We start from the raw sequence: 23270 nt of genomic DNA, 5'->3' as shown, positions 1-23270 counted from the left end.
GCCCGGCAAACTGCGAGCCGGGCATCAGGATATTGCGATGAAGCTAAAGCTATCTGCGGTTAAGCTTAGCTTTCAGCATCCGGTTGTTTCGATGGATGCGCGTCAGCAACCCATGGCAATTCAGCCAGGCGCCCATAAACCTCACGCAGACAGGGGTAATCGCTAAGATCAATGCCAAACCGCTCAGCGCTATATACCTGAGGCACCAGGCATATATCAGCCATAGAGAATTTATCGCCAACACAATAGGTACCAGCATTATCATTAAGGCTGATTTCGAAGGCTGAAAAACTCACCTTGAACCAATGCTGCAGCCAGGCCGATTTCTCCTCATCGCTGACTTTGAGTTCGTTAGTGAGGTATTGCTGCACCCGCAAATTAATAAGTGGCTGCAGCTCACTGGCCAAATCCAGCGACATCGCGCGGATTACCGCCCGGTTTGCCGCTTTCCCGGGCAGCAACGCCGGACCGGGATACTTCTCATCCAGATACTCCATGATTGCCAGTGACTGGTGCACCACATTGTGGCCATCCACCAGCGTCGGAACCAATTCATTCGGATTCAGCTGGCGATAGGCTTGCTTATGTTGCTCACCGCCATCATTCAGCAAGTGTACAGGCAGGTAATTGTAATCTAAGCGTTTATAATTTAGCGCGATGCGAGCGCGATAACTGGCGCTGGAGCGCCAGTATCCATATAGTTCCATGCCATGCTCCGTTATTCCGGCTGCGTGTATTGAACAACTTTTTGATCAATAGAACCAAAAATGCTGGTTCCCTGAGTATCTTTCATCTCAATGCGTATGGTATCGCCAAACTGCATAAAGCCAGTTGCCGGCTTGCCATCACGAATAGTTTCAATCATCCGCACTTCGGCAATACAGCTGTAGCCGACACCACCTTCGTCAATAGCACTACCATGCTCGGTTCCCTGTTTATTCGAAACCGTTCCTGAACCAATGATAGTGCCAGCGCTCAGGTGTCGCGTTCTGGCAGCATGAGCAACCAACTGGGCAAAGTCAAAAGTCATATCTTCGCCAGCGTTAGGCTTTCCAAATGCTTTCCCATTGTAGGTGCTTAATAGCGGCAGATGTAATTTATTATCACGCCATACATCACCCAGTTCATCAGGGGTTACCGCTACTGGTGAAAAGGCTGACGATGGTTTCGACTGAAAGAAGCCGAATCCTTTACCCAGCTCGTTCGGGATCAGACCGCGTAGCGAAACGTCGTTAACCAGCATAATCAGCCGGATGAACGCACCGGCATCAGCAGCTTTGGTTCCCATCGCAACATCATCTGTGATTATGGCAATTTCAGCTTCAAAATCAATGCCCCAACTGGTGTCAGCCATTTCAATGTCATCTTTTGGGCCCAGAAAATCGTCTGAGCCGCCCTGATACATTAGCGGGTCTGTCCAGAAGCTGGGTGGCATCTCAGCATTACGCGCCTTACGCACTAACTCAACGTGATTAACATAAGCACTACCGTCGGCCCACTGATAAGCCCGTGGTAACGGCGACTCGCACAGCTCTTCGTTAAAGTTTTCGGCGTCGCCGAGCTCACCTTTATTTAGCGCCTGGTAGACTTTTTCCAGTTCCGGGGCAATTCCGTCCCAGTCATCCAGAACTTCCTGCAGGGTTGCCGCCAGGGCGGGAACCGCTATGGCTTTCGTTAAATCACGACTAACCAGCATCAGCTGGCCGTCACGTGTTCCATTCCGATAGCTTGCAAACTTCATAAACTCTCTCGTTTTTATTAATTAGTCGTGGGCTTTCCAGCTATAAACATAGTCCGGGTTTTCTACCGTTGCACAGACTTCGCCCATCTGTAACGCATCCCGGGTATCTAGCATCACAGCAACTTCATCAGTGAATTTTTTCTTATATTCACGGCCTGCCTGAAATGCCTTTGGGTGCGGCCCATGGGTAAAGCCAGCCGGATGGAAGGTAACCATCCCTTTGTCGATATTGTCACGGCTGAAGAAGTCTCCTTCATGATAGAACAGGACTTCATCGTAATCGTCGTTGTTATGATAAAAAGGCACTTTTAGTGCACCCGGATCCGATTCAATCGGCCGCGGTACAAAAGTACAAACCACAAAGCGCTCAGCAACAAACGTCGTGTGCGCTGATGGTGGCAGATGGTAGCGGTGGCTCATCAGGGGCCGGATATCGCGCCAGTTAATACGCACCGGCGCCAAATCACCATGCCAGCCTATCGCATCCAGCGGATTATAAGGGTAAGTGATTGTGGCGACTTTACCATGCCGTTTCACCTGCACCTGCCATTCATCTTCGCTGTATTGCGCTTTAAACTGTTCATTGATATCCGGTACATCCAGAACGGCCGGATCAAAAATGGCATGATTTCCTACCAGGCCTTTTTCAGGGAGCTGATACGAGCCATTAGTGGCTTCAATCATAACCAAGTGCATGGGCTCTGCAGGCTCAATGCGCCACGACGTGGAACGGGGAATGCTGAAGTAATCCCCTTTCTCCAGAGTGATGTGGCCGTAGTCACAGAATAACTCGCCACGCCCTTCATGCACGAACAACAGTTCATCACCGTCAGCATTGCGCGCGAGAAATTTCATATCCTCACGGCAATGCCAGATGCGAAACTTACAGTGGGCGTTATGCAGCAACACCGGCACCTGCCAGGGTGAATCCACTGCCACCCCGTCCAGTTTATTGAAGTCAAAGTTATGAGGGCGCAATTCGCCCTCCCAGTGACTCCACCCGGTCGGAGCATGCCGATGATGAAAATGTGTCGCCGGCCCAAAAAAGCCACTACGGCCTACTTCACGTTCATAAATCGCCTGCTCCGGGAAGTCGGCGTGCGCCTGTTTTGACGACACGCCCACTTGTTTCGGAAAGCTGATCCATTTACGCATCGCTTAACACTCCACGGCGAATCTGATCTTCTTCAATCGATTCGAATAGCGCTTTAAAGTTACCTTCGCCAAAGCCTTCGTTACCCTTGCGCTGAATAATTTCAAAGAATACCGGGCCGATTACCGTGTTAGTAAAGATTTGCAGCAAGATACCGTCTTTCATTGGCGCGCCATCAATCAGAATCTGCAATTCCTGTAACTTAGCTACGTCTTCTTCGTGCCCTTCAACCCGCTCATCAATCTTGCTGTAATAGGTATCAGGCGTGGTCATGAACTTCATTCCGATGTCACGCAGCTCACGAACTGTTTTGTAGATGTCATCACTGGTTAAGGCGATATGCTGGATACCCTCGCCTTTATACTCGCGCAGGTATTCTTCAATCTGTGATTTGTCATCATGGGATTCGTTAATAGGAATCCGGATCTTACCGCATGGCGCTGTCATTGCGCGGCTCAGCAGACCGGTCAGCTTACCTTCGATATCAAAGTAGCGGATTTCACGGAAATTACCGATGCGCTCGTAAAAACCAGCCCAGGTATCCATATTGCCGCGGAATACGTTATGCGTCAGGTGATCCACTTCATAAAGGCCTGCAGCATGCTCTTTCATTTTTGCTTCCCAGTTATCATAAAAATCAAAATCCTGGGTATAAATGTTGTCATCGCCAGCATAGTTATCAACGAAATAAAGTACGCTCTCGCCAATACCGTAAACAGCTGGAAAATCAGCCTCGCCCATGGCGGCGTCGCGCTTGAATGGCTTAGCACCGTTCTTCACCGCGTGATCAAAAGCATGCTGCGCATCTTTGACCCGCCAGGCCATACCACAAACGCTTGGCCCGTGCTCTTTAGCAAAGGCTTCAGCCTGGCCGCCCGTTTCGGCGTTGACTAAAAAGTTAATATCGTTCTGTTTGTAAAGCCAGACTTGCTTGCGCTTATGCTTAGCAACTTCGGTAAAACCAAGCTTGTCGAACAGATCTTTCAGTGCCGCTATACCCTCGTCAGTTGGGGCAGCATATTCTACAAACTCAAAACCATTGGTTTGCAGTGGGTTATAGTTAATGTCAGTCATTCTGGACTCCTCTGATTATAATAGGCAGACTGCTTGGCAGTCGCTGTAAGTCGAATTTTACTGGCCTATTTAGCGCCAGTTTGATTTATTTCTCCAGTATCCGGCGCTAAAAGCCCGGCATTGCTTTGCGCCGCCATACGTAAACTAATCGGTACATTCTCTACTATTCTAAATCTGGCTCGTCAACGCTGCGGCATATAACGGGCCACGGTGGCTCAGCAGTTGTCACTATCTGTTTACAGGGCGCTTTTTAGTGCGTTGCTTACCAATCTTGTACTCGCGCAGCTTATTGGCCACAGCGGTATGCGATAAGCCCAGTTTACGAGCCAGTTGCCGGGTACTTGGGTAAGACGGATACAACCGGCTTAAAATAGTACTTTCAAATTTCTTTACTGCTTCATCAAGTGTCTGATCACCCAATTCGACCGCCACGCTCTCATAGGCGGTGAGTGACTCCGGCAAATGCAGATCATCGGCACTCAGACGCTCGCCGTCGAGCATTGAGATAGAACGAAACAGTACGTTTTCCAGTTGCCGGACATTGCCGGGCCAGTGATAATTTTGCAATCGCTCCCGGCAGTTCCGGTTCAGGGTGATCAGACTGCGGCCAAGCTTATGACAGGTCTGTAAGCTGAAATAATCGGCCAGTAAATGAATGTCTGAGCGGCGTTCACGCAACGCCGGAATCGTCAGCGTCAGAACATTCAGCCGATAATAGAGGTCTTCGCGGAACTCACCTGTCGCGACGCGATCCAGCAGGTCATTTTGTACTGAACAGATAATTCGCACATCAACTGTTACTTCCTGCTCTTCACCAATCCGCCGGAAGCGGCCATACTGAATGAACCTTAATAGTTTAGCCTGTAATTCATTAGACATCTCGCTAACGGCATCTAATAGCACAGTGCCACCGTTGGCCTGCTCGAAAATGCCTTTTTTCGCTTCAGTGTGTGGGCCGAGGCTACCTTTACCATGGCCGAATAATTCACTTTCCGCCACATTATCGGGTAACGCCGCACAATTTACTGCCAAAAACGGTTGCTGCGCTCGGTTCCCCGCCTGATGACAAGCCCGGGCGAGTAATTCTTTGCCCACTCCGGTTTCGCCCTGAATCAGCAATGGCACGCTGAGTTCAGCCATCCTGGCGGCTTCTTTCAGCAGCCTTTTCATGGCCGGATGTTCAGTCACGATCTGGTCAAAGGCATCGCTATGGTGACCGCGTTGCCACTGCCCGCTTAGCGGCTGCGGTTTACAGGTAACAACCGCCCCGGCAAAACTGTTACGGCCGGTTTCATCAGTTACCCAAATCGGCAACAGATCAGCAAAATACTTAGCACCGCTGATACTAACCTGCTCGAGAGTATCGTCTTTCGGTTGCCGCTCCAGCCAGCGCACTACATTAAAGCCACTCAGCCATTGACTGATTGCGGTACCGGTTATCTGCTGGCGCGCATCCGATAAGGTCGCCTGAGCAGCATCATTGGCAATATCGATAATACCTTTTGCATCCACCGATAGAACCGGATCCGGCAGTTTGCGAAGCAACAAGCTGAATTCAAAATGTTCACGCTCAGATGGCATGAAGGCCACGGTTTTTACGTCTTTAACATTTGGAATGCGCCGGATCTCCGGCATCAGATGCTGAAAGTCAGCGAATTCCAGTTCCGGAAAATTAAGAAAAATTTTGCCGCGGGGATCGACTTCAATACCACGTAAATCGATTTCGTGGTCACGTAATATCTGCAATACATCCTGGCACAGGCCAAGCCGGTCATCACAAGTAATTTCCAAACGCATAAAGCCAGCCGTTGACGGGGTCCGATAAATGATATGTAAACTAAAGTATACATGAAAAAGCCTCCGGAGGTCATCCCGCCGGAGGCTTTGTTACTCATTTGCTTATCTTAGCGCTGAGCGCGTAAGACTAGTCTTCCAATAGCTTGTCAGTGCGCGCTGCCATGATAAAGTCGTTCTTATGCAGACCATTAATCGCGTGAGTCCACCAGGTTACAGTCGTCTTACCCCATTCGGTAACCAGAGTCGGGTGATGAAACTCATCTTCGGCGATTTCACCAACCTTATTGGTAAACTCGAGCGCTAATTTGAAGTTCTTAAATTTAAACGCCCGCTCCAGCTGCATTACGCCATCCCGTACTACCGGCGTCCAGTTCGGAACTTCGCGCATTAAATCTGCCAGTTCTTCGTCCGTTACCTGCGGCGCATCAGCGTTACAGGCTTCACATTTTTGTTGTTCTAAATCTGACATGACAACTCCTCTAGAAAAATATATCAGGCAGCATCTTTTGGCGGGAACTTAGGTTCAAATAATCCAAGCTCCATGGCTTCCCGCACTAATGCCATTATATCCATATCGGAAATCTTAAATAATTCATCTGCACTCGGGATAGTGTAGTAAATCGGCTGCATAATATCGATCCGGTAAGGCGTGCGCAACGCGTCCAGTGCCACCAGCGGTTTGCGTTCTGGCTTGTCACTGTGGATGGCGTACTCAGTTTCACCCGGCGATGACAGAATGCCACCACCGTAAATGCGGAGCCCCTGCTCTGTCTGCATGAGCCCAAATTCAACCGTAAACCAATATAAGCGTGCCAGATAAACCCGTTCTTTCGGGCTGGCAGCCAAGCCCAGCTTGCCATACTGATGGGTGTAATGGGCGAAAGCGGGATTAGTCAACAGCGGACAGTGGCCAAAGACCTCATGAAAAATATCCGGTTCCTGCAGATAATCAAATTCGTCGCGGGTACGGATAAAAGTAGCTACCGGAAACTTCTTGTTAGCCAATAGCTCAAAAAATTTATCAAAAGGTATCAATGCCGGAACCTGAGCCACTTGCCAGCCTGTGGTCGCTTCCAGCACTTCATTAAGTTCATGTAATTGTGGGATCCGATCGCGTGGCAGATCCAGAAGCTCCAATCCATGCATATATTCGTCACAGGCCTTGCCCGGGATATGTTTTAACTGGCGCTCAACCAGATCATGCCAGATCGCGTTTTCTTCATCGCTCCAATGAATGATCCCGTTTTCGTCGGGCTGGCGCGAAACGTATTTGCTTTGTTTACCCATAACTGACTTTATCCCCCTTTTGCTTTCTATCAACGCCGGCAACAGCCATATAGCTTAGCGCCTGCTCCAGATCGGCGATGATGTCAGGTGCCGCTTCCAACCCAACCGATAAACGGATCAGGGTATCGGTAATACCGGCCTGTAACCGAGCCTCTTGCGGATATGCAGAATGCGTCATTGACGCAGGATGCTGAATCAAGGTTTCCGCATCGCCCAGGCTCACTGCGATAGTGATCATCTGTAACTTGTCCAACACCATCCGCGCGTTATCAAAGGTGCCTTTTAGTTCAAAGGCGATAACTGCTCCAGCACCGTGCATCTGGGTGCCCATTAGCCGTTGCGCCGGATGATCGGCAAAACCAGGGTAATGCACTGCGGCAATCTGTGGATGCTGCTGCAGATAATGGGCCACTTCCAGCGCATTTTCACAGTGGCGCTGCATACGCACGTCCAGAGTTTTCAGGCCGCGCAAAATCAACCAGGCATCGTGCGGGCTCATGGTCGCGCCCATATCCTTAAGTGTAGTACTTTTTATCAGCCCTATATCGTCATCATGACCGCATATGACTCCGGCCACGACATCGCCATGACCATTAAGGTACTTGGTTGCGCTGTGAATAACCAGATCAGCGCCCTGTTTCAGCGGTTGCTGTAACAGCGGCGTCATAAAGGTATTGTCAACAATCAGACGCGCTTTACCCTGGTGTGCAATGGCTGCGATGACTGCGATATCAATTACTTTCAGATGCGGGTTTGCCGGTGACTCCAGAAACAGTAGTCGGGTAGTCGGTCGCATCGCTGCTTGCGTCGCATCCGGGTCTGCCATATCAACAAAATCAACGGCAATACCAAAGCGGATAAACAGCTGAGAAAATAAGGCATAACTGCATCCGTAGACAGCATCGGAGATTAGTACATGATCGCCCTGTTGCAGAAACGCCAGCATTGCTGCTGATACAGCCCCCATGCCCGTAGCTGTGGCGGCACCGGCAGGATACCCCTCTAACGCAGCGACGCGTCGCTCAAGCTCATCCGTTGTCGGGTTACCCAAGCGGGAGTATATGTAGCCAGGCTCATCGCCAGCAAAGCGGGCGGAACCCTGCTCGGTGTTGGCAAAGGTAAATGTGGCAGTTTGATAAAGCGGTGCAACCAGAGCGCCATGAACATCCGGGCGTTTACCGCCGTGGATGGTCACCGTTGCTGGCTGCCATTGCGTGTTGTCGTTATTATTATTGCGCATTGGCAGAATGTCCTCTTAACGTTATCCGTAAGAGTGCATCCTGCCTCGGCGCAACGCAACAGCCGGTGATTATATGGCCAGTAAATAAAGTGTAACGCTATTTTTCCACTTAGGGAAAAATCACCTCAGACTTAAAGTTGGTTTAATTCGCGATCAATTTTGTATGCGTTCGATGTCACGTAGCGTTCCATCTGTTGCAAACGTTGTTCCAGCTCACTGAAATCAGTACTGACTTCCCGCAGTGCCCGGCGCGGCGGTTCGCCCGCCTGCCAGACCTTAGTTTTCAGCTCAATGGGATCGTGATCACCATTAGTGGCAGACACCGGCTTTTCATCAAGAATCATCCAGGCTGCAATATAAATGACCACGACAAAACCATGACCAAATATTACTGCGGTAACTGCGATAATGCGGATCAACCAGGTTTCAATATTGAAGTAGTTAGCGATCCCGGCACACACGCCAGCTATTTTGGCGTGCTTTTTATCGCGATAAAGCGTTTTTTTACGAGTTTCGTTAGCCATTAACGTTCCCTCCACTTTGGCGAATCCGCATCAAGGATAGATTCGAGCGTTTTGATGCGTTCGCGCATTTGTTCACCCTGACGAGCCAACATCTGCAACTGAGCAATTTCCTCTTCACTCAGCCCCTGGCTTATCTTTCTCTGGCTGCGGTAATGCATCACAATCCAGATCGGTGCCACAATCACCATAAATATAATAATCGGGGCTACCATAAGTTCGGCGATAGAATCCATAATAGTGTCTTCTCATTATTTAGAGTGAATGAACACCCGCAGCGCGGGTGCTCCATTATTCCGCGTTAGCAGATTTCTTATTTTTGTTTACCCGTGCTTTTAATGCATCCAGCTCAGCGTCAATCTTATCGGCGCCTTCCAGCTCAGCAAATTCATCACGCAACGTCCGCTTACCCAGGTCATAAGAGTCAACCTGTGATTCAAGATCGTCGATCTTAGCCTCAAAGCGTTCAAAGCGGTACATCGCATCATCAATTTTGCCGCTGTCGATAGTCTTTTTAACATCAAGACGAGTGCTGGCAGCACGCTGACGCATAATGATCGTCTTCTGACGGGCTTTGGCATCAGCAAGTTTTTCCTGCAACTGGCCAACCTCATCATTCATACGATTCAGATGTTCGTCAATACGATCAATGTCGGCCTGTAAGCTGGCCACGTGGTCACCCGCTTTTTTCTTTTCCTGTAATGCCAGGCGAGCCAGGTCATCACGTTCCTTGGTTAATGCCAGTTCAGCTTTCGACTCCCACTCAGCGACTTCTTTACTGAAGCGGCTCATCTGGCGTTCAGTGTCTTTCTTCTCAGCAATCAGGCGCGCTGAGGTAGAACGAACTTCAACTAACGTGTCTTCCATTTCCTGAATAATCAGGCGAACCATTTTTTCAGGATCTTCGGCTTTATCAAGTAGTGAATTGATATTGGAATTTACGATATCAGTAAAACGTGAAAAGATACCCATATTCGTGTCCTCATTAGATTAAAAATTCTGTCACATTGACGGTCACGATTAGAGTTGCATGTACCGTGCCAACTTTTTAATATTAACTCAAATCGTTGTTTTAATAGATTTTTTTATCTGATCAAAAAAATACATTGACGCAGAGCGGTTATCAAATACACTAATAATTAGTCATTTTCACCAATAACCAATAATTAAAATTCTGGTGTAACTAATGGTGCAGCAATGAGCCGTCTTCATGAAGCCGATAATTTAATTGGCCAGGCTAACAGTTTTCTGACCGTACTGGAGCAAGTATCGCAAATAGCGCCACTTGATAAGCCGGTACTCATTATTGGTGAGCGAGGAACCGGCAAGGAACTTATTGCTGCCCGTCTGCATTACCTCTCGCAACGCTGGCAACAAACCTATCTGAAACTCAACTGCGCTGCGCTCAGCGAGAGCCTGCTGGAAAGCGAGCTCTTTGGCCATGAAGCCGGCGCCTTTACCGGGGCTCAGAAGCGTCACGAAGGTCGGTTTGAGCGCGCGAACAACGGCACTCTATTTCTTGATGAGCTGGCTAATACATCATCGTTAGTTCAGGAAAAAATTCTCCGGGTTATCGAATACGGTGAATTTGAGCGCGTGGGCGGTAGCCGCACCGTGCAAACGGATGTGCGCCTGGTCGCGGCCACCAATGAAGATCTGCCAACCCTGGCGGAGCAGGGCAAGTTTCGCGCCGACTTGCTCGACCGACTGGCTTTCGATGTTATTACGTTGCCACCACTGCGCGAACGGCGCGAAGATATTCTATTACTGGCGGAGCATTTTGCCGTACAGATGGCCCGTGAATTAAAATACGAACTCTTTAGTGGTTTTACTGAAAAGGCCCGACGTACGCTGCAGAATCATCACTGGCCGGGCAATGTCCGGGAGCTGAAAAATGCCGTTGAGCGTTCAGTTTATCGTATCTCCAGCGGTCACATTCCGGTAAATGATATTGTCATTGATCCTTTCGCCAGCCCCTGGCGCCCAAGCCCGGCACCACACCGTGAAGAGCCCGCTAAATCAACTTCTGAAGTCGCCGAATCTGCACGTTCTGCAGAGCCTGATGAGAATACCTCAGCCCTGCCTGACTTTACGAAAGGAACCATTGATTTTAAAGAGATTACTGCCAACTTTGAAATGGATGTCTTGCAGCAGGCGCTACAACACGCTCAATTTAATCAGAAAAAAACTGCAGAGTTGCTGGGACTAACCTACCATCAGTTAAGAGGTTATCTGAAAAAATACCAGTTACTTGAAGGACAGTCAGCATCATGAGAGCTCTGGCCGCACTGTTAGCGACTCAATGCCTTTTTATTCTGGGTTGCAGCCCGGCCAGTGAAGAGATAGCGCCGCTTCAGCAGGGGCTGATTTACTGTTCAGAAGGAAATCCTGAGAGCTTTAACCCGCAGCTTGGCACGTCGGGTACTACGATTGATGCGACCTCAGCGCAAATTTATGATCGGCTGATTGATTATGATTCCGCGCAACAGCGTTTTGTGCCCGGGCTGGCAACAACATGGGAAGCCCTCGATGGCGGTCTGCGCTATCGCTTTCACTTACGCGAGAACGTTGCCTTTCAGTCAACCCCATGGTTTACCCCGGATCGGCCATTTAACGCTTATGATGTCTTATTCAGCTTTAACCGCTGGCTAAAAGACGAACACCCCTTCCATAATGTGAACGGCGGACAATATCCGTTTTTTGTCTCCAGCGGCTTAATCAATCTCATCGATCGTGTTGATCGCATTGATGATCGCACAGTCGATTTTCACCTGGTGCGCCCGGATAGTTCTTTTCTGGCAAATTTAGCCACTGATTTTGCGGTTATCCTTTCCGCTGAATATGGTGGCGAGCTTATGCACCTGTCCGCGCCGCAGCAAATTGACCGGCACCCCATTGGCACCGGGCCTTTTCAGTTTGTCGAATTTCGTAAGGACTTTGTCATTCGTTATACCCGTAACGAAGATTACTGGCGCGAAGGTCCCTATATTGAACAGTTAGTTTATGTGATCACCCCAAATGCGAATAAACGGATGCTTAAACTCATTACCGGGGAGTGCGATGTTATTCCTTACCCGCTGGTAGATGAGCTGGCTAAGCTCGCCTCAGACACCGAAATAGAAGTAACCAGTGAAGTTAACCCGAACATTGCGTTCTGGGCCTTTAATACTGATCACCCCCCTTTTGATAACCCTATGGTTCGGCGCGCCCTTGCTCACGCTATTAACCGCCCCGCCATTATTCAGACTATATACAATGGCAATGCAAGACTAGCCACAGGCGTATTACCTGAGACCTCCTGGGCGTATAGTGAGCAGGATCAAACCTACCCTTACGACCCGGAGCGCGCTCGCCAATTGCTGGCTGAAGCGGGTTACCCAGACGGCTTTAGTATGGATATCTGGGCTATGCCGGTGCAGCGTGCGTATAACCCCAACGCGCAACGCATGGCCGAACTCATTCAGTCCGATCTGGCTCGGATTGGCGTTAACGCCGATATCGTCAGCTATGAGTGGAATGCGTTTCGCCGCCGGCTGGCGCGCAATGAGCACGACAGCGTGCTGATTGGCTGGGTCGCCGACAATGCTGATCCAGATAACTTTTTCAGGCCTATTCTGAGCTGTGCCGCGGCGCGCAGCGGAAGCAACCGGGCCAACTGGTGCGATCCTGAATTTGATAAGCTGCTGGTTAATGCGATCAGTGAAACTGATCAAGCCACCCGTAAAGCCATTTACCAGGACATAGAAAACTATGTTTTAGAACAGGTACCCTTAGTACCAATAGCTAACTCGCTCCGTTTTCAGGCCCACCGCAGCGATATCCGCGGGGTGGAACTACCCCCTTACGGTGGCCTTAGTTTCCGCAATGCCCGTAAAGTCGAAATGGACGATGAATTGGAGCCGCAGCAATGATTTATTACAGCCTGCGCCGATTGTTCCTATTAGTCATAACCCTCTGGCTACTGACGATATTTATTTTTCTGCTTAATTACCTGTTCCCGGGCGACCCGCTGACGAATATGACCGGCATTCGCTCGGGCGATGAGTTTGCCTATCAAATTGCCCGCCAGGCGTACGCTTTCGACCAGTCAATTTTCAGCCAGTACTGGCACTTCCTGGAGCAGCTTTTAATTGGTAACTGGGGCCAGTCACTCGTTACCGAGCGGCCGGTATTTGACGACATTTTACCCGTACTAGGGGCTACTCTTGAACTCAGTATCCTGGCAATGCTTATTTCCCTGGTATTTGGCGTTGGCCTGGGCCTTTATGCTTCCTTAAATCTACACCGCACCGCCGACACCATCATTATGGGAATCAGCCTCAGCACCTATTCAATTCCGGTGTTCTGGCTCGCACAGCTACTGATTTTATTGTTTGCCGTCAAACTCGGCTGGACCCCAATTTCCAGTCAGATAAATCCGCTGTTTGATATTGAAGTCGTCACTGGTTCTATTCTGACCGATATCGCTCTGAGTGATGTACCCTACCGCGCCGCAGCTTTTGCGGATGCCCTGAACCACTTGTGGCTGCCGGTTATTGTGCTAGCCGTGATGCCTTTAACGATGTTAATTCGTATCACCCGCGATGCCATGCTTGATGTACTGCAGAAGAATTATATCCGTGCCGCACGCGCCCGGGGCCTTAGTGAAGCCCGTATTATGCTGCGACACGGACTGCCTAATGCAATGCAGCCCGTGGTAAGGCAACTGGGTCTGCAGTTCAGTATTCTGATGAGTAATATCATCATCGCCGAAATGATATTTAACTGGCCGGGCATTGGCAGTTGGCTGGTAAAAAGTATTTATGAGCGGGATTACCCCGTTCTGCAAGGAGGGTTATTAACCCTCGCCGCGTTGATTTTGCTGGTTAATGTGCTAGTGGAACTGTTCCACGCCTGGCACTATCCGCAAGTGCGTAAGGAGCTTTATGCGGAACGCTAGTATCTATTTCCAGCAACGCGAGCCATCACCGTTGCGGCAAATATGGCTGCATATGAATACCAACCCATATGCGGTGGCGGCCCTTTATATTCTGGGTATTCTGATGGTTATTATGGTGTTTTCTCCGCTGATAACGCCGTATAGCCCCGATCAGCAGTTTGCCGATGCCATTTCTCACCCGCCTTCCTGGCACGACGAAGGCGAAATTCGTTTTCTGTTCGGTACCGACGATTTAGGGCGGGATTTACTCTCCAGAATTATTGCCGGGTCCGTCTATAGCCTTGGCTATCCAATTCTGGCGGTCGCCATAGCCGCCACCATTGGCATTACTATCGGCGCCTGGGCCGGCATGAGTAGTGGCGTGCAGTCGTCCACGCTGAATCATATGCTCGACGTCATCTTATCGATCCCGTCACTGTTAATGGCGCTGGTTATCATCGCCATCCTCGGACCTGCTCTGCACAATGTCATGATCGCTATTACTCTGGTGCTGATTCCGCAATTTATTCATAGTGTCCATAACGCTATTTACGATGAGCGTTACAAGGAATATGTCACCGCCTCACGCCTGAATGGCTGTTCCCGCTGGTATCTGCTCACCCGGGTTATCTTTCCAAATATCACTACTGTGGTGGTGATGCAGCTGACTCTGGCGCTTTCCACCGCGATTTTGGATATAGCCGCGTTGGGCTTCCTCGGTCTTGGGGTGCAACCACCGGCGCCGGAATGGGGAACCATGCTGGCCCGCAGTCTGGATCAGGTCTATTTGTCACCATGGACTATGGTTTTACCCGGTATGGCGCTATTTCTAACCATACTGTCGATTAACGTATTGGGCGATAGCATTCGCACGGCAATTCACGAGCGGGTGCGTAGCGTATGAACATTCTTGATATCCGTAACCTGAGCATTGAAATTGAAACCAGCGGTGGCCCGGTGCGGGTTATCGACAAACTCAGCCTGCAATTAGCCGAAGGCGAGATACATACCCTGATTGGGGAATCCGGTTCGGGTAAAAGTTTATTGGCCAAAGCCATTCTCGGCTTTATCAATCCACGCTGGAAAATTACTGCTGATCGACTCTGGTGGCGGCAATATGATCTGTTAGCCCTTAGCCGGGCGCAGCGGCGTCAAGTTACCGGCCGCGATATGGCAATGATCTTCCAGAATCCAGGCAGCTATCTTGATCCCAACACCACTGTGGGAGAGCAATTACGTGAGTCAGTCCCCGCTCGTGATTTACCCGGCACTATTCTGACCCGACGTAAGCAAGTCCAGAAACGCGCTGAAGAGCTGATGCATCGGGTGGGTATTAAAGATCACGATGCAATTATGGGTAGCTATCCGTTTGAGCTCTCCGATGGCGTAGCGCAGAAAGTAAGTATTGCTATGGCTATTGCGCACCGGCCAAAACTATTAATTGCTGACGAACCCACCACCGCGATGGAGCCCAGTATGCGGGCCCAGATCTATCGCTTGCTGGCGAAACTCAGTGCCGGTGACGGCATGTCAATTTTAATGATTACCCAGGATTTGACTGCGGTGATTCCGGAAAGTCAGCGAATTAGCCTGGTCTATTGCGGCCAGCTTATGGAAACCGGCCCGACCGAAGATGTCATGCGCGAACCCGTGCAGCCATATACCGGCGCTATGCTGAGTACCAGTTTGTTTAACTCAGATACCGAACCTAAGAGTCGGTTGCCAACCCTGAGCGGAGCCATACCAACCCTGCAGCATATGCCGATCGGCTGCCGGCTGGGGCCTCGCTGCCCCAATGCCCGGCGGGCCTGCATCGAGCAACCGCCGCTGCGTTCCTATAAAAAACATCAGTTTGCCTGTCACTATCCACTGATTGAGGTTGACAGTCATGAGTAAAGTTCTGGAAGTATTTGATTTAACGAAATATTATTATCACAAAACCGGTTGGCTTCCGGGTAAGAAAATTTGCGCTCTGGAACCTATCAGCTTCAGCCTGGAACGCGGCGAAACCCTCGCCATAATGGGTGAAACGGGCTCAGGAAAATCAACGATCGCCAAACTTATCGCAGGTGCCGAAGTACCCAGCAACGGCGATATATTTCTTAATGGCCAGCGCCTTGATCCCCACAACTACCGGCAACGCTGCCAGAACATCCGCATGATTTTTCAGGATGCCCTGCGCTCATTGAACCCCGAAACCAGCGTCGGTACTCAACTGATGGAGCCATTGCATTTTAATACGGATTGGGATCAGGATAAAAAGACCGGTCACGTGATTGAAACGCTGCGCAAAGTTGGCTTATTAGCCGATCATTATGATTTTTACCCGCATATGCTCTCCAGCGGACAGCAACAACGGGTCTGTATTGCTCGCGCTATCATTCTCGAGCCACAGATTGTCGTGGCCGATGAAGCCTTTGTCGCACTAGACCCGTCAATCCGCGCACAGATTATCAATCTCATTCTGGATTTACAGCACGATATGGAGATTTCGTTCATTTTCGTTACACATTCGGCGGAGATCGTGAAGCATATCGCTGACAAGATATTGATAATGCATCATGGTAGACTGGTCGAGTTTGGAACCACGGACGCACTAATAAAAAATCCTCAGCAAGAATTAACAAAAAACTTATTGCATGCTGAGAGCAAACATAATGTGCTGACTCACTCAACAATACAGGAGTAACGCTTTGGAAACAGGTACGCTTATTTCACTAGCGCTCTATTTTATTGCCATGCTGGGCATTGGCCTCTACGCATATAAAAAATCAACTGAAGATCTGTCAGGCTATATGCTTGGTGGCCGCCAGTTAGGCCCCGCAGTAACAGCACTGTCGGCCGGCGCGTCAGACATGAGTGGCTGGATGCTGATGGGTCTGCCAGGTGCTATTTATGTATCCGGCGTGTCACAGCTCTGGATCGCCGTAGGTCTGCTGGTTGGCGCCTATCTGAACTACATTATTGTGGCCCCACGGCTGCGGACGTATACCGAGGTCGCAAACGATTCAATCACTATTCCAGACTATTTCGCAAACCGATTTGATGATCGCACCCGTATGCTGAGAGTGTTCTCTTCGATTGTTATCGTGATATTTTTCACACTTTACACCTCGGCCAGTCTGGTCGCTGGCGGCAAATTATTCGATAGCTCATTCGGTATTGATTACAACACCGGACTCTGGATTACTGCCGGTGTCGTCTGTGCCTATACGCTTTTCGGCGGTTTTCTGGCCGTAAGCATGACCGATTTCGTACAGGGCTGCATCATGTTTGTCGCGCTGGTTCTGGTACCTATCGTTGCCTTTACCGAACTGGGCGGAGTAAGCGCGGTTACCGCAAGCGTGGGGGCAATGAATCCGGACTTCCTGGGCTTCTTTACGGATGCAGGAAATCCTGATTCCGCTACCAACAGCCTGACCTTTTTAGGCATTATATCGCTGCTTGCATGGGGCCTTGGTTATTTTGGCCAGCCTCATATCATAGTCCGGTTTATGGCCATCCGTTCAGTAAAGGATATTCCAGCTGCACGTCGCATTGGTATTACCTGGATGTTCGTTTCGATTATCGGCGCCATGGCAACAGGATTTGTCGGTATCGCTTACGTGGCAGAAACCAGAATGACCCTGCCAGATGCTGAAACGATCTTCATTATATTCTCGCAGTTCCTGTTCCATCCGCTTATTGGTGGCTTCTTGTTAGCGGCTATTCTGGCAGCAATCATGAGTACCATATCTTCGCAACTGTTGGTAACGTCCAGCTCACTTACGGAAGATTTTTATAATGCCTTCTTACGCAAGAATGCCAGCGATAAAGAGCTGGTCTTAATCGGCCGCATTTCGGTGCTGGTTGTATCCCTTGTAGCTATCGCGCTGGCCTGGAACCCGAATAATACCATTCTGGGTCTGGTCGCAAACGCCTGGGCTGGCTTTGGTGCTGCATTCGGACCAGTTATTATTCTGAGTCTGTTCTGGCGCCGCATGAACCGTCACGGCGCCCTGGCCGGTATGCTGATTGGCGCTGGTACCGTACTGTTCAGCATCTATGTTCCGATCATTGACGGTAATACCATCAGCAGTTACGTATACGAAATTATCCCAGGCTTCATTCTTTGTACCCTGGCAGTTGTTATTGTAAGCAAATTGACCGCTCCACCGGCCAAAGCCCTGACGGATACCTTCGAAGAAATGGAACGTTCTTTTGATTAACTGATCAAATCAAAGCATTCCAAACCAACAAAAAGCCCCGGCAACTTCCATTGCCGGGGCTTTTCTTTAATAAATAAGTTATCGCAAACGTTCGGTATAAAGCTCAAGTTCACTGAGAATATATTCTTTCATACGCATTGTTGACTCGTAACCAATATCAATAGCCTCATTTCCCCTCTCAAACTCCAGCAAGCCAATATGACCAAGTTTGGGCTGGAGCAGTATATCTGGCGGATCACCGGCAATCCGGGCCTTAGTTATGCGTTCCTGCATAATATCAATGGCTCCTGCCATCACACCGAACATCCCGGGTGCTTTCACCGCCGGGTCAGCTGATGAACTGGAAAAGCGATCTTTCACAGAATCCCAGTAATCCTGACTGGTGCTGATGAAATTCTTGAAAAAGCCCTCTTCGCCCTCAGGCATTTCTTCCGGTTCCGTTTCGGTCGACTCCGATGCCTTTATTTCACCATTCACATCAATTTCAGGGTCAACTTGCGGTGCTGTATGCCGTGAGCGCTGCTCTATGGCGGCTGTATTCAACTGTGAGTTAAGGTGTACAGCAATAACAAATTCAGCGCCCATAGCCCGGGATAAGGAAACCGGAACCGGATTGACTAAACCACCATCGACTAACCAACGGCCACTATTAGAGTAAGGAGCCAACAGGCCAGGCATCGCGCATGATGCACGCGCTGCGTCGTAGATATCGCCTTCGCGCAACCAGACCTCGCGGCCTGTGTAGAGGTCTGTTGCTACGGCTCCAAAAATAACTTTTAGATCTTCGATGGCTACCGCGCCAAAGCGGTCACGGGCATGACCAAAAACCTTCTCACCCTGAATAATACCGCCATGACTAAAGCCAAAATCGAGCAGGTTGAATACCTGCCAGCGGCCCATGTCACGTACCCACGCTTCGACCTCATCCAGGCGCCCGGAAGCAAAACCGGCCCCTACTAAGGAGCCGATTGAAGTACCTGCAACGATGTCGATATGAACGCCCATCTCTTTCAGGGCTTTTATCACTCCGATATGTGACCAGCCGCGGGCTGCACCAGAACCTAGCGCCAGGGCTATTCTGACTTCCTTCATATCTTTATCCTGAAGTTAAATTAACTCATCATCAAGAAATTCGTTATCATCTGCTGGTTTGGCGACTTTCTCTGTCGAGGCTTCTTCTTTCACCGGTTTAGCCAACAATTGGTCACGAATCTGACCTTCAATATCCGCGGCAATGGTTGGGTTATCTGCCAGGAACTTCATTGCATTGGCCTTACCCTGCCCGATTTTGTCGCCCTGATAACTATACCAGGCCCCTGCTTTATCAACGATTTTTTGCTTGACGCCCAGATCAATAAGCTCACCATTTTTCGAAATGCCTGAGCCATAAAGAATTTGAAACTCAGCTTGCTTAAACGGAGGAGCCACCTTATTTTTTACCACTTTTACCCGGGTTTCGTTGCCGACAACTTCATCGCCCTCTTTCACTGCGCCAGTTCGACGAATATCCAGACGGACAGATGAATAGAATTTAAGGGCATTACCACCGGTGGTGGTCTCCGGATTACCAAACATAACGCCAATCTTCATCCGGATCTGGTTGATGAAGATACACATGGTATTAGATTTTTTTATATTCGATGTGAGTTTACGCAGTGCCTGGGACATCAGTCGTGCTTGCAGGCCAACATGGGTGTCACCCATTTCACCTTCGATTTCTGCTTTCGGCGTCAGCGCGGCAACCGAGTCGACAACCACGACATCAACAGCGCCGGAACGCACCAGCATGTCACAGATTTCCAGAGCCTGTTCACCGGTATCTGGTTGCGACACCAGTAATTCTTCGACATTTACGCCAAGTTTCTTGGCATAAATTGGGTCGAGGGCATGCTCAGCATCGACAAACGCACAGGTTTTACCTTGCTTCTGAGCCTGGGCGATGACCTGTAAGGTCAGTGTCGTTTTACCACTGGATTCAGGACCATAAATTTCGATTACCCGGCCGTACGGCAAGCCGCCTATTCCTAATGCAATATCGAGCCCCAAGGAGCCTGTGGACACTGAATCAATATCCAGGGCACGGTTGTCACCGAGGCGCATAATAGAACCTTTACCAAATTGGCGTTCAATCTGGCCGAGTGCTGCATCAAGGGCTTTTTGTCTGTCGTTGCTCATGCTAATGTCCATTCTGTTGTTAGCTGTTAACTTGAGTATACTGTGTTTTTATACAGTATCAAGGGATTTTTTTAAAACTTCCCAGAGCATGCTCAATGGCGGCTATTCGCACCGCCTCGCGATCACCGGAAAACCGCTGTTCCCAACTGATGCACTGACCAGCCCAGGCTAATCCGAACCACACCAGCCCAACGGGCTTTTCCTTACTGCCACCAGTAGGCCCCGCAATTCCGGTCACCGCAATAGCTATATCAGCATCAACCTGTTTTAGAGCCTGTTTGGCCATCGCCTCAGCGGTTTCACACGAGACCGCGCCGTGCGTCACAATAGTGTTACCAGGAACGCCGAGCACCTTCTGCTTTACTTCATCCATATACGTGATAAAGCCACCGGCAAACCATTGCCCACTACCGGGAACTGTCGTAATAGCATAACCCATTCCGCCACCGGTGCAGGATTCTGCTGTCGCCACGGTCCACCCACGGGTCAGCAACCAGCGGCCTAATTCTGCTGCTGAATCTGTTGTACTTTGTGGTACCATTTAGCTTCTCCCAAATCGCTCGCAATCGACTTAATAACGGATAATAACAGGCATGTCGGACGCAACAAACAAGCTGGCTGATCTTTCTTCACACACACCAATGATGCAGCAATATCTGCGCATCAAGTCAGAACATGCGGACACGCTGTTATTCTACCGTATGGGCGATTTTTATGAATTATTCTTTGATGACGCTCGTCGTGCGGCTGAATTACTGGACATTTCCCTGACCCAACGCGGTGCCAGTAATGGCAAGCCCATTCCCATGGCGGGTGTGCCTTATCATGCCGCCGAAGGCTATCTGGCGCGCCTGCTGCAACTCGGTGAGTCGGTCGCTATCTGCGAACAAATTGGCGATCCGGCTACCAGCAAAGGCCCGGTTGAACGCCAGGTTATACGGATCCTGACCCCCGGGACCGTCACTGACGAAGCGCTGCTGTCGGCTAACGAAAATTTACTGGTCGCGGTAGCGCCTGGCGAGGCCTTTGGCGTTGCCAGCCTGGATATGGCCAGCGGCCGCTTTAGTATCATGGAGTGCGGCAACGAAACCGAACTGCAGACCGAACTCCAGCGGTTACAGCCCGCCGAAATTGTGCATCCGGATAACTGGCAGTGGAATAGCGACTGGGTCAGCTGCGATTGTGTGCGCCGCCGCCCGGACTGGGAGTTTGAGCATGACAGCGCGGTACAGCTGTTACAACGCCAGTTTGGCGTACAACATCTTGATGGTTTTGGTGTCTCGCATCTACCCCATGCTTTGGGTGCTGCCGGCGCCATCATCAATTATGTTCGCAGTACCCAACGCGCCGCCCTGCCACATATCAATGCCATTGTTGCCGAGGTGAGTGATGAGGCAGTCCAGCTTGATGCCGCTACCCGCAGAAACCTCGAGCTGGTCAAGTCACTGAGCGGCGCGCCTACAGCACTTTTTGATATCCTCAACGAAACCGCAACGGCAATGGGCGGCCGGCTATTACACCGATGGCTGCAGCGTCCGCTGCGCGATCATCGGCATATCAACCGCCGGTATGACGCGGTCGCAGCTCTGCAGCAACTTGACCTGCCTCTGCTCCGCACGTTGTTGCGGCAAATCGGCGACCTTGAACGTATTCTTACCCGGGTCGGCTTACGCAGCGCACGACCGCGTGATCTAGCCCGGCTGCGCAGCGCTTTCAATACCCTGCCTGAACTGCGTGAAGCTATCAACCAACCTGCGATGCAGGATTGGACCGCCAGAATTGGCAGCTTCCCGGACCTTGCCGACTTACTGCAGCAAGCAATTATTGAACAACCCCCATTACTTATCCGTGACGGCGGCGTGATTGCTGACGGCTATGACGCTGAACTTGATGAGCAACGGCAATTAGCGGCGGGTGCGACCGGTTTCCTGCAGCAGATCGAGCGCCGGGAACGTCAGCGCACCGGGATTAACACCCTGAAAGTCGGCTTTAATAAAGTCCACGGTTACTATATTGAGACCAGCCGGGCGGCGGCGCATCTGGTACCAGCCGATTATCAGCGCCGGCAGACCCTGAAAAATGCTGAACGCTATATCATCCCCGAACTCAAAACCTATGAAGACCAGGTATTACAAAGTCAGAGCCGTGCTCTGGCACGGGAGAAATGGTTATATGATCAGTTACTGGACCGCCTGAGCGAGCAGCTCAGTCCGCTGCAGCAAACCGCCGTGGCACTGAGTGAAATTGACGTGCTGCGCAGTTTTGCCGAACAGGCACAAACTCATGATTATGCTCGGCCGCAGCTGAGTTCAGTTGCAGGGATTTACCTTACCGGCGCCCGGCACCCGGTTATCGAGCGGTTACAGGCTGATCCGTTCATCGCCAATGATCTGGAATTACAGGCTGAACGCCGTCTGTTACTGATTACCGGACCTAACATGGGCGGAAAGTCGACGTACATGCGGCAAACTGCTCTGCTTGCTGTTATGGCTCACTGCGGCAGCTTTGTCCCCGCTACCAGCGCCAGCTTTGGCCCGCTGGATCGCATTTTCACCCGGATCGGGGCTTCTGACGACCTCGCCTCGGGCCGGTCAACCTTCATGGTCGAGATGACCGAGGCAGCAAATATCCTGCATAACGCGACTCCAAGAAGCCTGGTACTCATGGACGAAATCGGTCGTGGCACCTCGACCTATGACGGACTCGCACTAGCCTGGGCCTGTGCCGAGGCCTTGCTGGAGAATAATAAAGCACTGACCCTGTTCGCCACCCACTATTTTGAATTAACACAGTCGATTGGTCGGCGGCCAGGCTGTGCCAATGTGCATGTTAACGCTGTGGAACATGGTGATAGAATCGTATTTCAGCATCAGGTAATGGATGGTGCCGCAAGTCGTAGTTTCGGGGTGCAGGTCGCGCAGTTAGCCGGATTACCTGAAGCGGTGTTAGCGGCCGCCCGGAGTCATTTAAAGCAGCTCGAGCGCAGCGACCGCATGGAAGAAGATAGTAAGCTTAAATCGATTGCGCCTGAGCGCGAGCCTGAGCCAGCTAAGCATCCGTTAACAACGGAGTTAAGCCAACTCAACCTGAATGAACTGACGCCGCTTGCAGCGCTGCAGCTACTTCATCAGTGGCAGCAGCGCTTCAACAATTAAT

Annotated in this window: 22 protein-coding genes; 8 read left to right on the top strand and 14 right to left on the bottom strand. The window is 50.4% G+C overall.

Annotation, left to right across the window (positions count from 1 at the left end; genetic code table 11):
* Positions 1 to 65 precede the first annotated feature (65 nt).
* The 11 genes from maiA to pspA form a co-directional block, all read right to left on the bottom strand.
* Complete coding sequence (gene maiA, locus R3196_RS00575; protein ID WP_318934663.1) at positions 66 to 707, bottom strand: maleylacetoacetate isomerase; 642 nt, start codon at positions 705 to 707, stop codon at positions 66 to 68.
* Positions 708 to 718: 11 nt separating this feature from the next.
* On the bottom strand, positions 719 to 1741 hold the full coding sequence (locus R3196_RS00570) for a fumarylacetoacetate hydrolase family protein (protein ID WP_318934662.1): 1023 nt from the start codon (positions 1739 to 1741) through the stop codon (positions 719 to 721).
* A 21-nt stretch (positions 1742 to 1762) separates the two neighbouring features.
* Positions 1763 to 2896 (bottom strand): homogentisate 1,2-dioxygenase, encoded by a 1134-nt coding sequence (locus R3196_RS00565; protein WP_318934661.1) that lies wholly within the window; start codon positions 2894 to 2896, stop codon positions 1763 to 1765.
* Complete coding sequence (hppD, locus tag R3196_RS00560; RefSeq protein WP_318934660.1) at positions 2889 to 3968, bottom strand: 4-hydroxyphenylpyruvate dioxygenase; 1080 nt, start codon at positions 3966 to 3968, stop codon at positions 2889 to 2891. Before hppD ends, R3196_RS00565 begins: the two co-directional genes overlap by 8 nt.
* A gap of 228 nt (positions 3969 to 4196) precedes the next feature.
* Positions 4197 to 5765: a transcriptional regulator TyrR gene (gene tyrR, locus R3196_RS00555; protein WP_318934659.1), complete on the bottom strand. Its 1569-nt coding sequence runs from the start codon at positions 5763 to 5765 to the stop codon at positions 4197 to 4199.
* Positions 5766 to 5892: 127 nt separating this feature from the next.
* Positions 5893 to 6234, bottom strand: coding sequence for a 4a-hydroxytetrahydrobiopterin dehydratase (locus R3196_RS00550; protein WP_318934658.1), 342 nt, complete (start codon positions 6232 to 6234; stop codon positions 5893 to 5895).
* A 23-nt stretch (positions 6235 to 6257) separates the two neighbouring features.
* Positions 6258 to 7052, bottom strand: coding sequence for a phenylalanine 4-monooxygenase (gene phhA, locus R3196_RS00545; protein ID WP_318934657.1), 795 nt, complete (start codon positions 7050 to 7052; stop codon positions 6258 to 6260).
* Positions 7045 to 8292 carry a methionine gamma-lyase gene (gene megL, locus R3196_RS00540; protein ID WP_318934656.1) on the bottom strand — a complete coding sequence of 416 codons (1248 nt, stop codon included), beginning with the start codon at positions 8290 to 8292 and terminating at the stop codon, positions 7045 to 7047. The genes phhA and megL overlap by 8 nt, the downstream gene beginning before the upstream one ends.
* Positions 8293 to 8423: 131 nt before the next feature.
* Positions 8424 to 8816: an envelope stress response membrane protein PspC gene (pspC, locus tag R3196_RS00535; protein ID WP_318934655.1), complete on the bottom strand. Its 393-nt coding sequence runs from the start codon at positions 8814 to 8816 to the stop codon at positions 8424 to 8426.
* A complete protein-coding gene (pspB, locus tag R3196_RS00530; protein ID WP_318934654.1) occupies positions 8816 to 9049 on the bottom strand; it encodes an envelope stress response membrane protein PspB in 234 nt (77 codons plus the stop codon). Before pspB ends, pspC begins: the two co-directional genes overlap by 1 nt.
* A 55-nt stretch (positions 9050 to 9104) precedes the next feature.
* Positions 9105 to 9785: a phage shock protein PspA gene (pspA, locus tag R3196_RS00525; RefSeq protein ID WP_318934653.1), complete on the bottom strand. Its 681-nt coding sequence runs from the start codon at positions 9783 to 9785 to the stop codon at positions 9105 to 9107.
* Between the two features lie 225 nt (positions 9786 to 10010).
* On the opposite strand from pspA, the gene pspF reads away from it, so the two are divergent.
* From pspF to putP, 7 genes are read left to right on the top strand one after another with little or no spacing between them, the layout of a single operon-like run.
* Positions 10011 to 11087 carry a phage shock protein operon transcriptional activator gene (gene pspF, locus R3196_RS00520; protein ID WP_318934652.1) on the top strand — a complete coding sequence of 359 codons (1077 nt, stop codon included), beginning with the start codon at positions 10011 to 10013 and terminating at the stop codon, positions 11085 to 11087.
* Positions 11084 to 12724: an ABC transporter substrate-binding protein gene (locus tag R3196_RS00515; protein ID WP_318934651.1), complete on the top strand. Its 1641-nt coding sequence runs from the start codon at positions 11084 to 11086 to the stop codon at positions 12722 to 12724. Before pspF ends, R3196_RS00515 begins: the two co-directional genes overlap by 4 nt.
* On the top strand, positions 12721 to 13752 hold the full coding sequence (locus tag R3196_RS00510) for an ABC transporter permease (RefSeq protein WP_318934650.1): 1032 nt from the start codon (positions 12721 to 12723) through the stop codon (positions 13750 to 13752). Before R3196_RS00515 ends, R3196_RS00510 begins: the two co-directional genes overlap by 4 nt.
* On the top strand, positions 13739 to 14635 hold the full coding sequence (locus R3196_RS00505) for an ABC transporter permease subunit (protein WP_318934649.1): 897 nt from the start codon (positions 13739 to 13741) through the stop codon (positions 14633 to 14635). The genes R3196_RS00510 and R3196_RS00505 overlap by 14 nt, the downstream gene beginning before the upstream one ends.
* Positions 14632 to 15627, top strand: coding sequence for an oligopeptide/dipeptide ABC transporter ATP-binding protein (locus R3196_RS00500; RefSeq protein WP_318934648.1), 996 nt, complete (start codon positions 14632 to 14634; stop codon positions 15625 to 15627). Before R3196_RS00505 ends, R3196_RS00500 begins: the two co-directional genes overlap by 4 nt.
* Positions 15620 to 16420, top strand: a complete 801-nt coding sequence (locus R3196_RS00495; protein ID WP_318934647.1) for an ATP-binding cassette domain-containing protein — start codon at positions 15620 to 15622, stop codon at positions 16418 to 16420. Before R3196_RS00500 ends, R3196_RS00495 begins: the two co-directional genes overlap by 8 nt.
* Positions 16421 to 16424: 4 nt before the next feature.
* Positions 16425 to 17939 (top strand): sodium/proline symporter PutP, encoded by a 1515-nt coding sequence (gene putP / locus R3196_RS00490; protein ID WP_318934646.1) that lies wholly within the window; start codon positions 16425 to 16427, stop codon positions 17937 to 17939.
* A gap of 78 nt (positions 17940 to 18017) precedes the next feature.
* On the opposite strand, the gene R3196_RS00485 is transcribed toward putP, so the two are convergent.
* Genes R3196_RS00485 through R3196_RS00475 form a run of 3 tightly spaced genes read right to left on the bottom strand, consistent with a single transcriptional unit; the run spans position 18018 to position 20655 of the window.
* On the bottom strand, positions 18018 to 19031 hold the full coding sequence (locus tag R3196_RS00485) for a patatin-like phospholipase family protein (RefSeq protein ID WP_318934645.1): 1014 nt from the start codon (positions 19029 to 19031) through the stop codon (positions 18018 to 18020).
* Positions 19032 to 19046: 15 nt separating this feature from the next.
* The gene (recA, locus tag R3196_RS00480) at positions 19047 to 20114 is read right to left on the bottom strand and encodes a recombinase RecA (protein WP_318934644.1); all 1068 of its coding nucleotides are present in this window, start codon (positions 20112 to 20114) and stop codon (positions 19047 to 19049) included.
* Between the two features lie 58 nt (positions 20115 to 20172).
* A complete protein-coding gene (locus tag R3196_RS00475; RefSeq protein ID WP_318934643.1) occupies positions 20173 to 20655 on the bottom strand; it encodes a CinA family protein in 483 nt (160 codons plus the stop codon).
* 52 nt (positions 20656 to 20707) lie between these two features.
* Between R3196_RS00475 and mutS the strand changes: the two genes are divergently transcribed.
* The gene (gene mutS / locus R3196_RS00470) at positions 20708 to 23269 is read left to right on the top strand and encodes a DNA mismatch repair protein MutS (protein ID WP_318934642.1); all 2562 of its coding nucleotides are present in this window, start codon (positions 20708 to 20710) and stop codon (positions 23267 to 23269) included.
* Position 23270: the final 1 nt, after the last annotated feature.

It is taken from the genome of Pseudidiomarina sp., assembly GCF_033722695.1.
In the GTDB taxonomy this organism is placed as follows: Bacteria; Pseudomonadota; Gammaproteobacteria; order Enterobacterales; family Alteromonadaceae; genus Pseudidiomarina.
The sequence above is the reverse complement of the archived record's forward strand: the minus strand, read 5'-3'. Positions and strand labels throughout refer to the sequence as shown.

What these genes read in the sequence shown, in the direction of transcription:
- maiA (WP_318934663.1), bottom strand. Translation starts at nt 707, where the DNA reads ATGGAACTATATGGATACTGGCGCTCCAGCGCCAGTTATCGCGCTCGC.
- R3196_RS00570 (WP_318934662.1), bottom strand. Translation starts at nt 1,741, where the DNA reads ATGAAGTTTGCAAGCTATCGGAATGGAACACGTGACGGCCAGCTGATG.
- R3196_RS00565 (WP_318934661.1), bottom strand. Translation starts at nt 2,896, where the DNA reads ATGCGTAAATGGATCAGCTTTCCGAAACAAGTGGGCGTGTCGTCAAAA.
- hppD (WP_318934660.1), bottom strand. Translation starts at nt 3,968, where the DNA reads ATGACTGACATTAACTATAACCCACTGCAAACCAATGGTTTTGAGTTT.
- tyrR (WP_318934659.1), bottom strand. Translation starts at nt 5,765, where the DNA reads ATGCGTTTGGAAATTACTTGTGATGACCGGCTTGGCCTGTGCCAGGAT.
- R3196_RS00550 (WP_318934658.1), bottom strand. Translation starts at nt 6,234, where the DNA reads ATGTCAGATTTAGAACAACAAAAATGTGAAGCCTGTAACGCTGATGCG.
- phhA (WP_318934657.1), bottom strand. Translation starts at nt 7,052, where the DNA reads ATGGGTAAACAAAGCAAATACGTTTCGCGCCAGCCCGACGAAAACGGG.
- megL (WP_318934656.1), bottom strand. Translation starts at nt 8,292, where the DNA reads ATGCGCAATAATAATAACGACAACACGCAATGGCAGCCAGCAACGGTG.
- pspC (WP_318934655.1), bottom strand. Translation starts at nt 8,816, where the DNA reads ATGGCTAACGAAACTCGTAAAAAAACGCTTTATCGCGATAAAAAGCAC.
- pspB (WP_318934654.1), bottom strand. Translation starts at nt 9,049, where the DNA reads ATGGATTCTATCGCCGAACTTATGGTAGCCCCGATTATTATATTTATG.
- pspA (WP_318934653.1), bottom strand. Translation starts at nt 9,785, where the DNA reads ATGGGTATCTTTTCACGTTTTACTGATATCGTAAATTCCAATATCAAT.
- pspF (WP_318934652.1), top strand. Translation starts at nt 10,011, where the DNA reads ATGAGCCGTCTTCATGAAGCCGATAATTTAATTGGCCAGGCTAACAGT.
- R3196_RS00515 (WP_318934651.1), top strand. Translation starts at nt 11,084, where the DNA reads ATGAGAGCTCTGGCCGCACTGTTAGCGACTCAATGCCTTTTTATTCTG.
- R3196_RS00510 (WP_318934650.1), top strand. Translation starts at nt 12,721, where the DNA reads ATGATTTATTACAGCCTGCGCCGATTGTTCCTATTAGTCATAACCCTC.
- R3196_RS00505 (WP_318934649.1), top strand. Translation starts at nt 13,739, where the DNA reads ATGCGGAACGCTAGTATCTATTTCCAGCAACGCGAGCCATCACCGTTG.
- R3196_RS00500 (WP_318934648.1), top strand. Translation starts at nt 14,632, where the DNA reads ATGAACATTCTTGATATCCGTAACCTGAGCATTGAAATTGAAACCAGC.
- R3196_RS00495 (WP_318934647.1), top strand. Translation starts at nt 15,620, where the DNA reads ATGAGTAAAGTTCTGGAAGTATTTGATTTAACGAAATATTATTATCAC.
- R3196_RS00485 (WP_318934645.1), bottom strand. Translation starts at nt 19,031, where the DNA reads ATGAAGGAAGTCAGAATAGCCCTGGCGCTAGGTTCTGGTGCAGCCCGC.
- recA (WP_318934644.1), bottom strand. Translation starts at nt 20,114, where the DNA reads ATGAGCAACGACAGACAAAAAGCCCTTGATGCAGCACTCGGCCAGATT.
- R3196_RS00475 (WP_318934643.1), bottom strand. Translation starts at nt 20,655, where the DNA reads ATGGTACCACAAAGTACAACAGATTCAGCAGCAGAATTAGGCCGCTGG.
- mutS (WP_318934642.1), top strand. Translation starts at nt 20,708, where the DNA reads ATGTCGGACGCAACAAACAAGCTGGCTGATCTTTCTTCACACACACCA.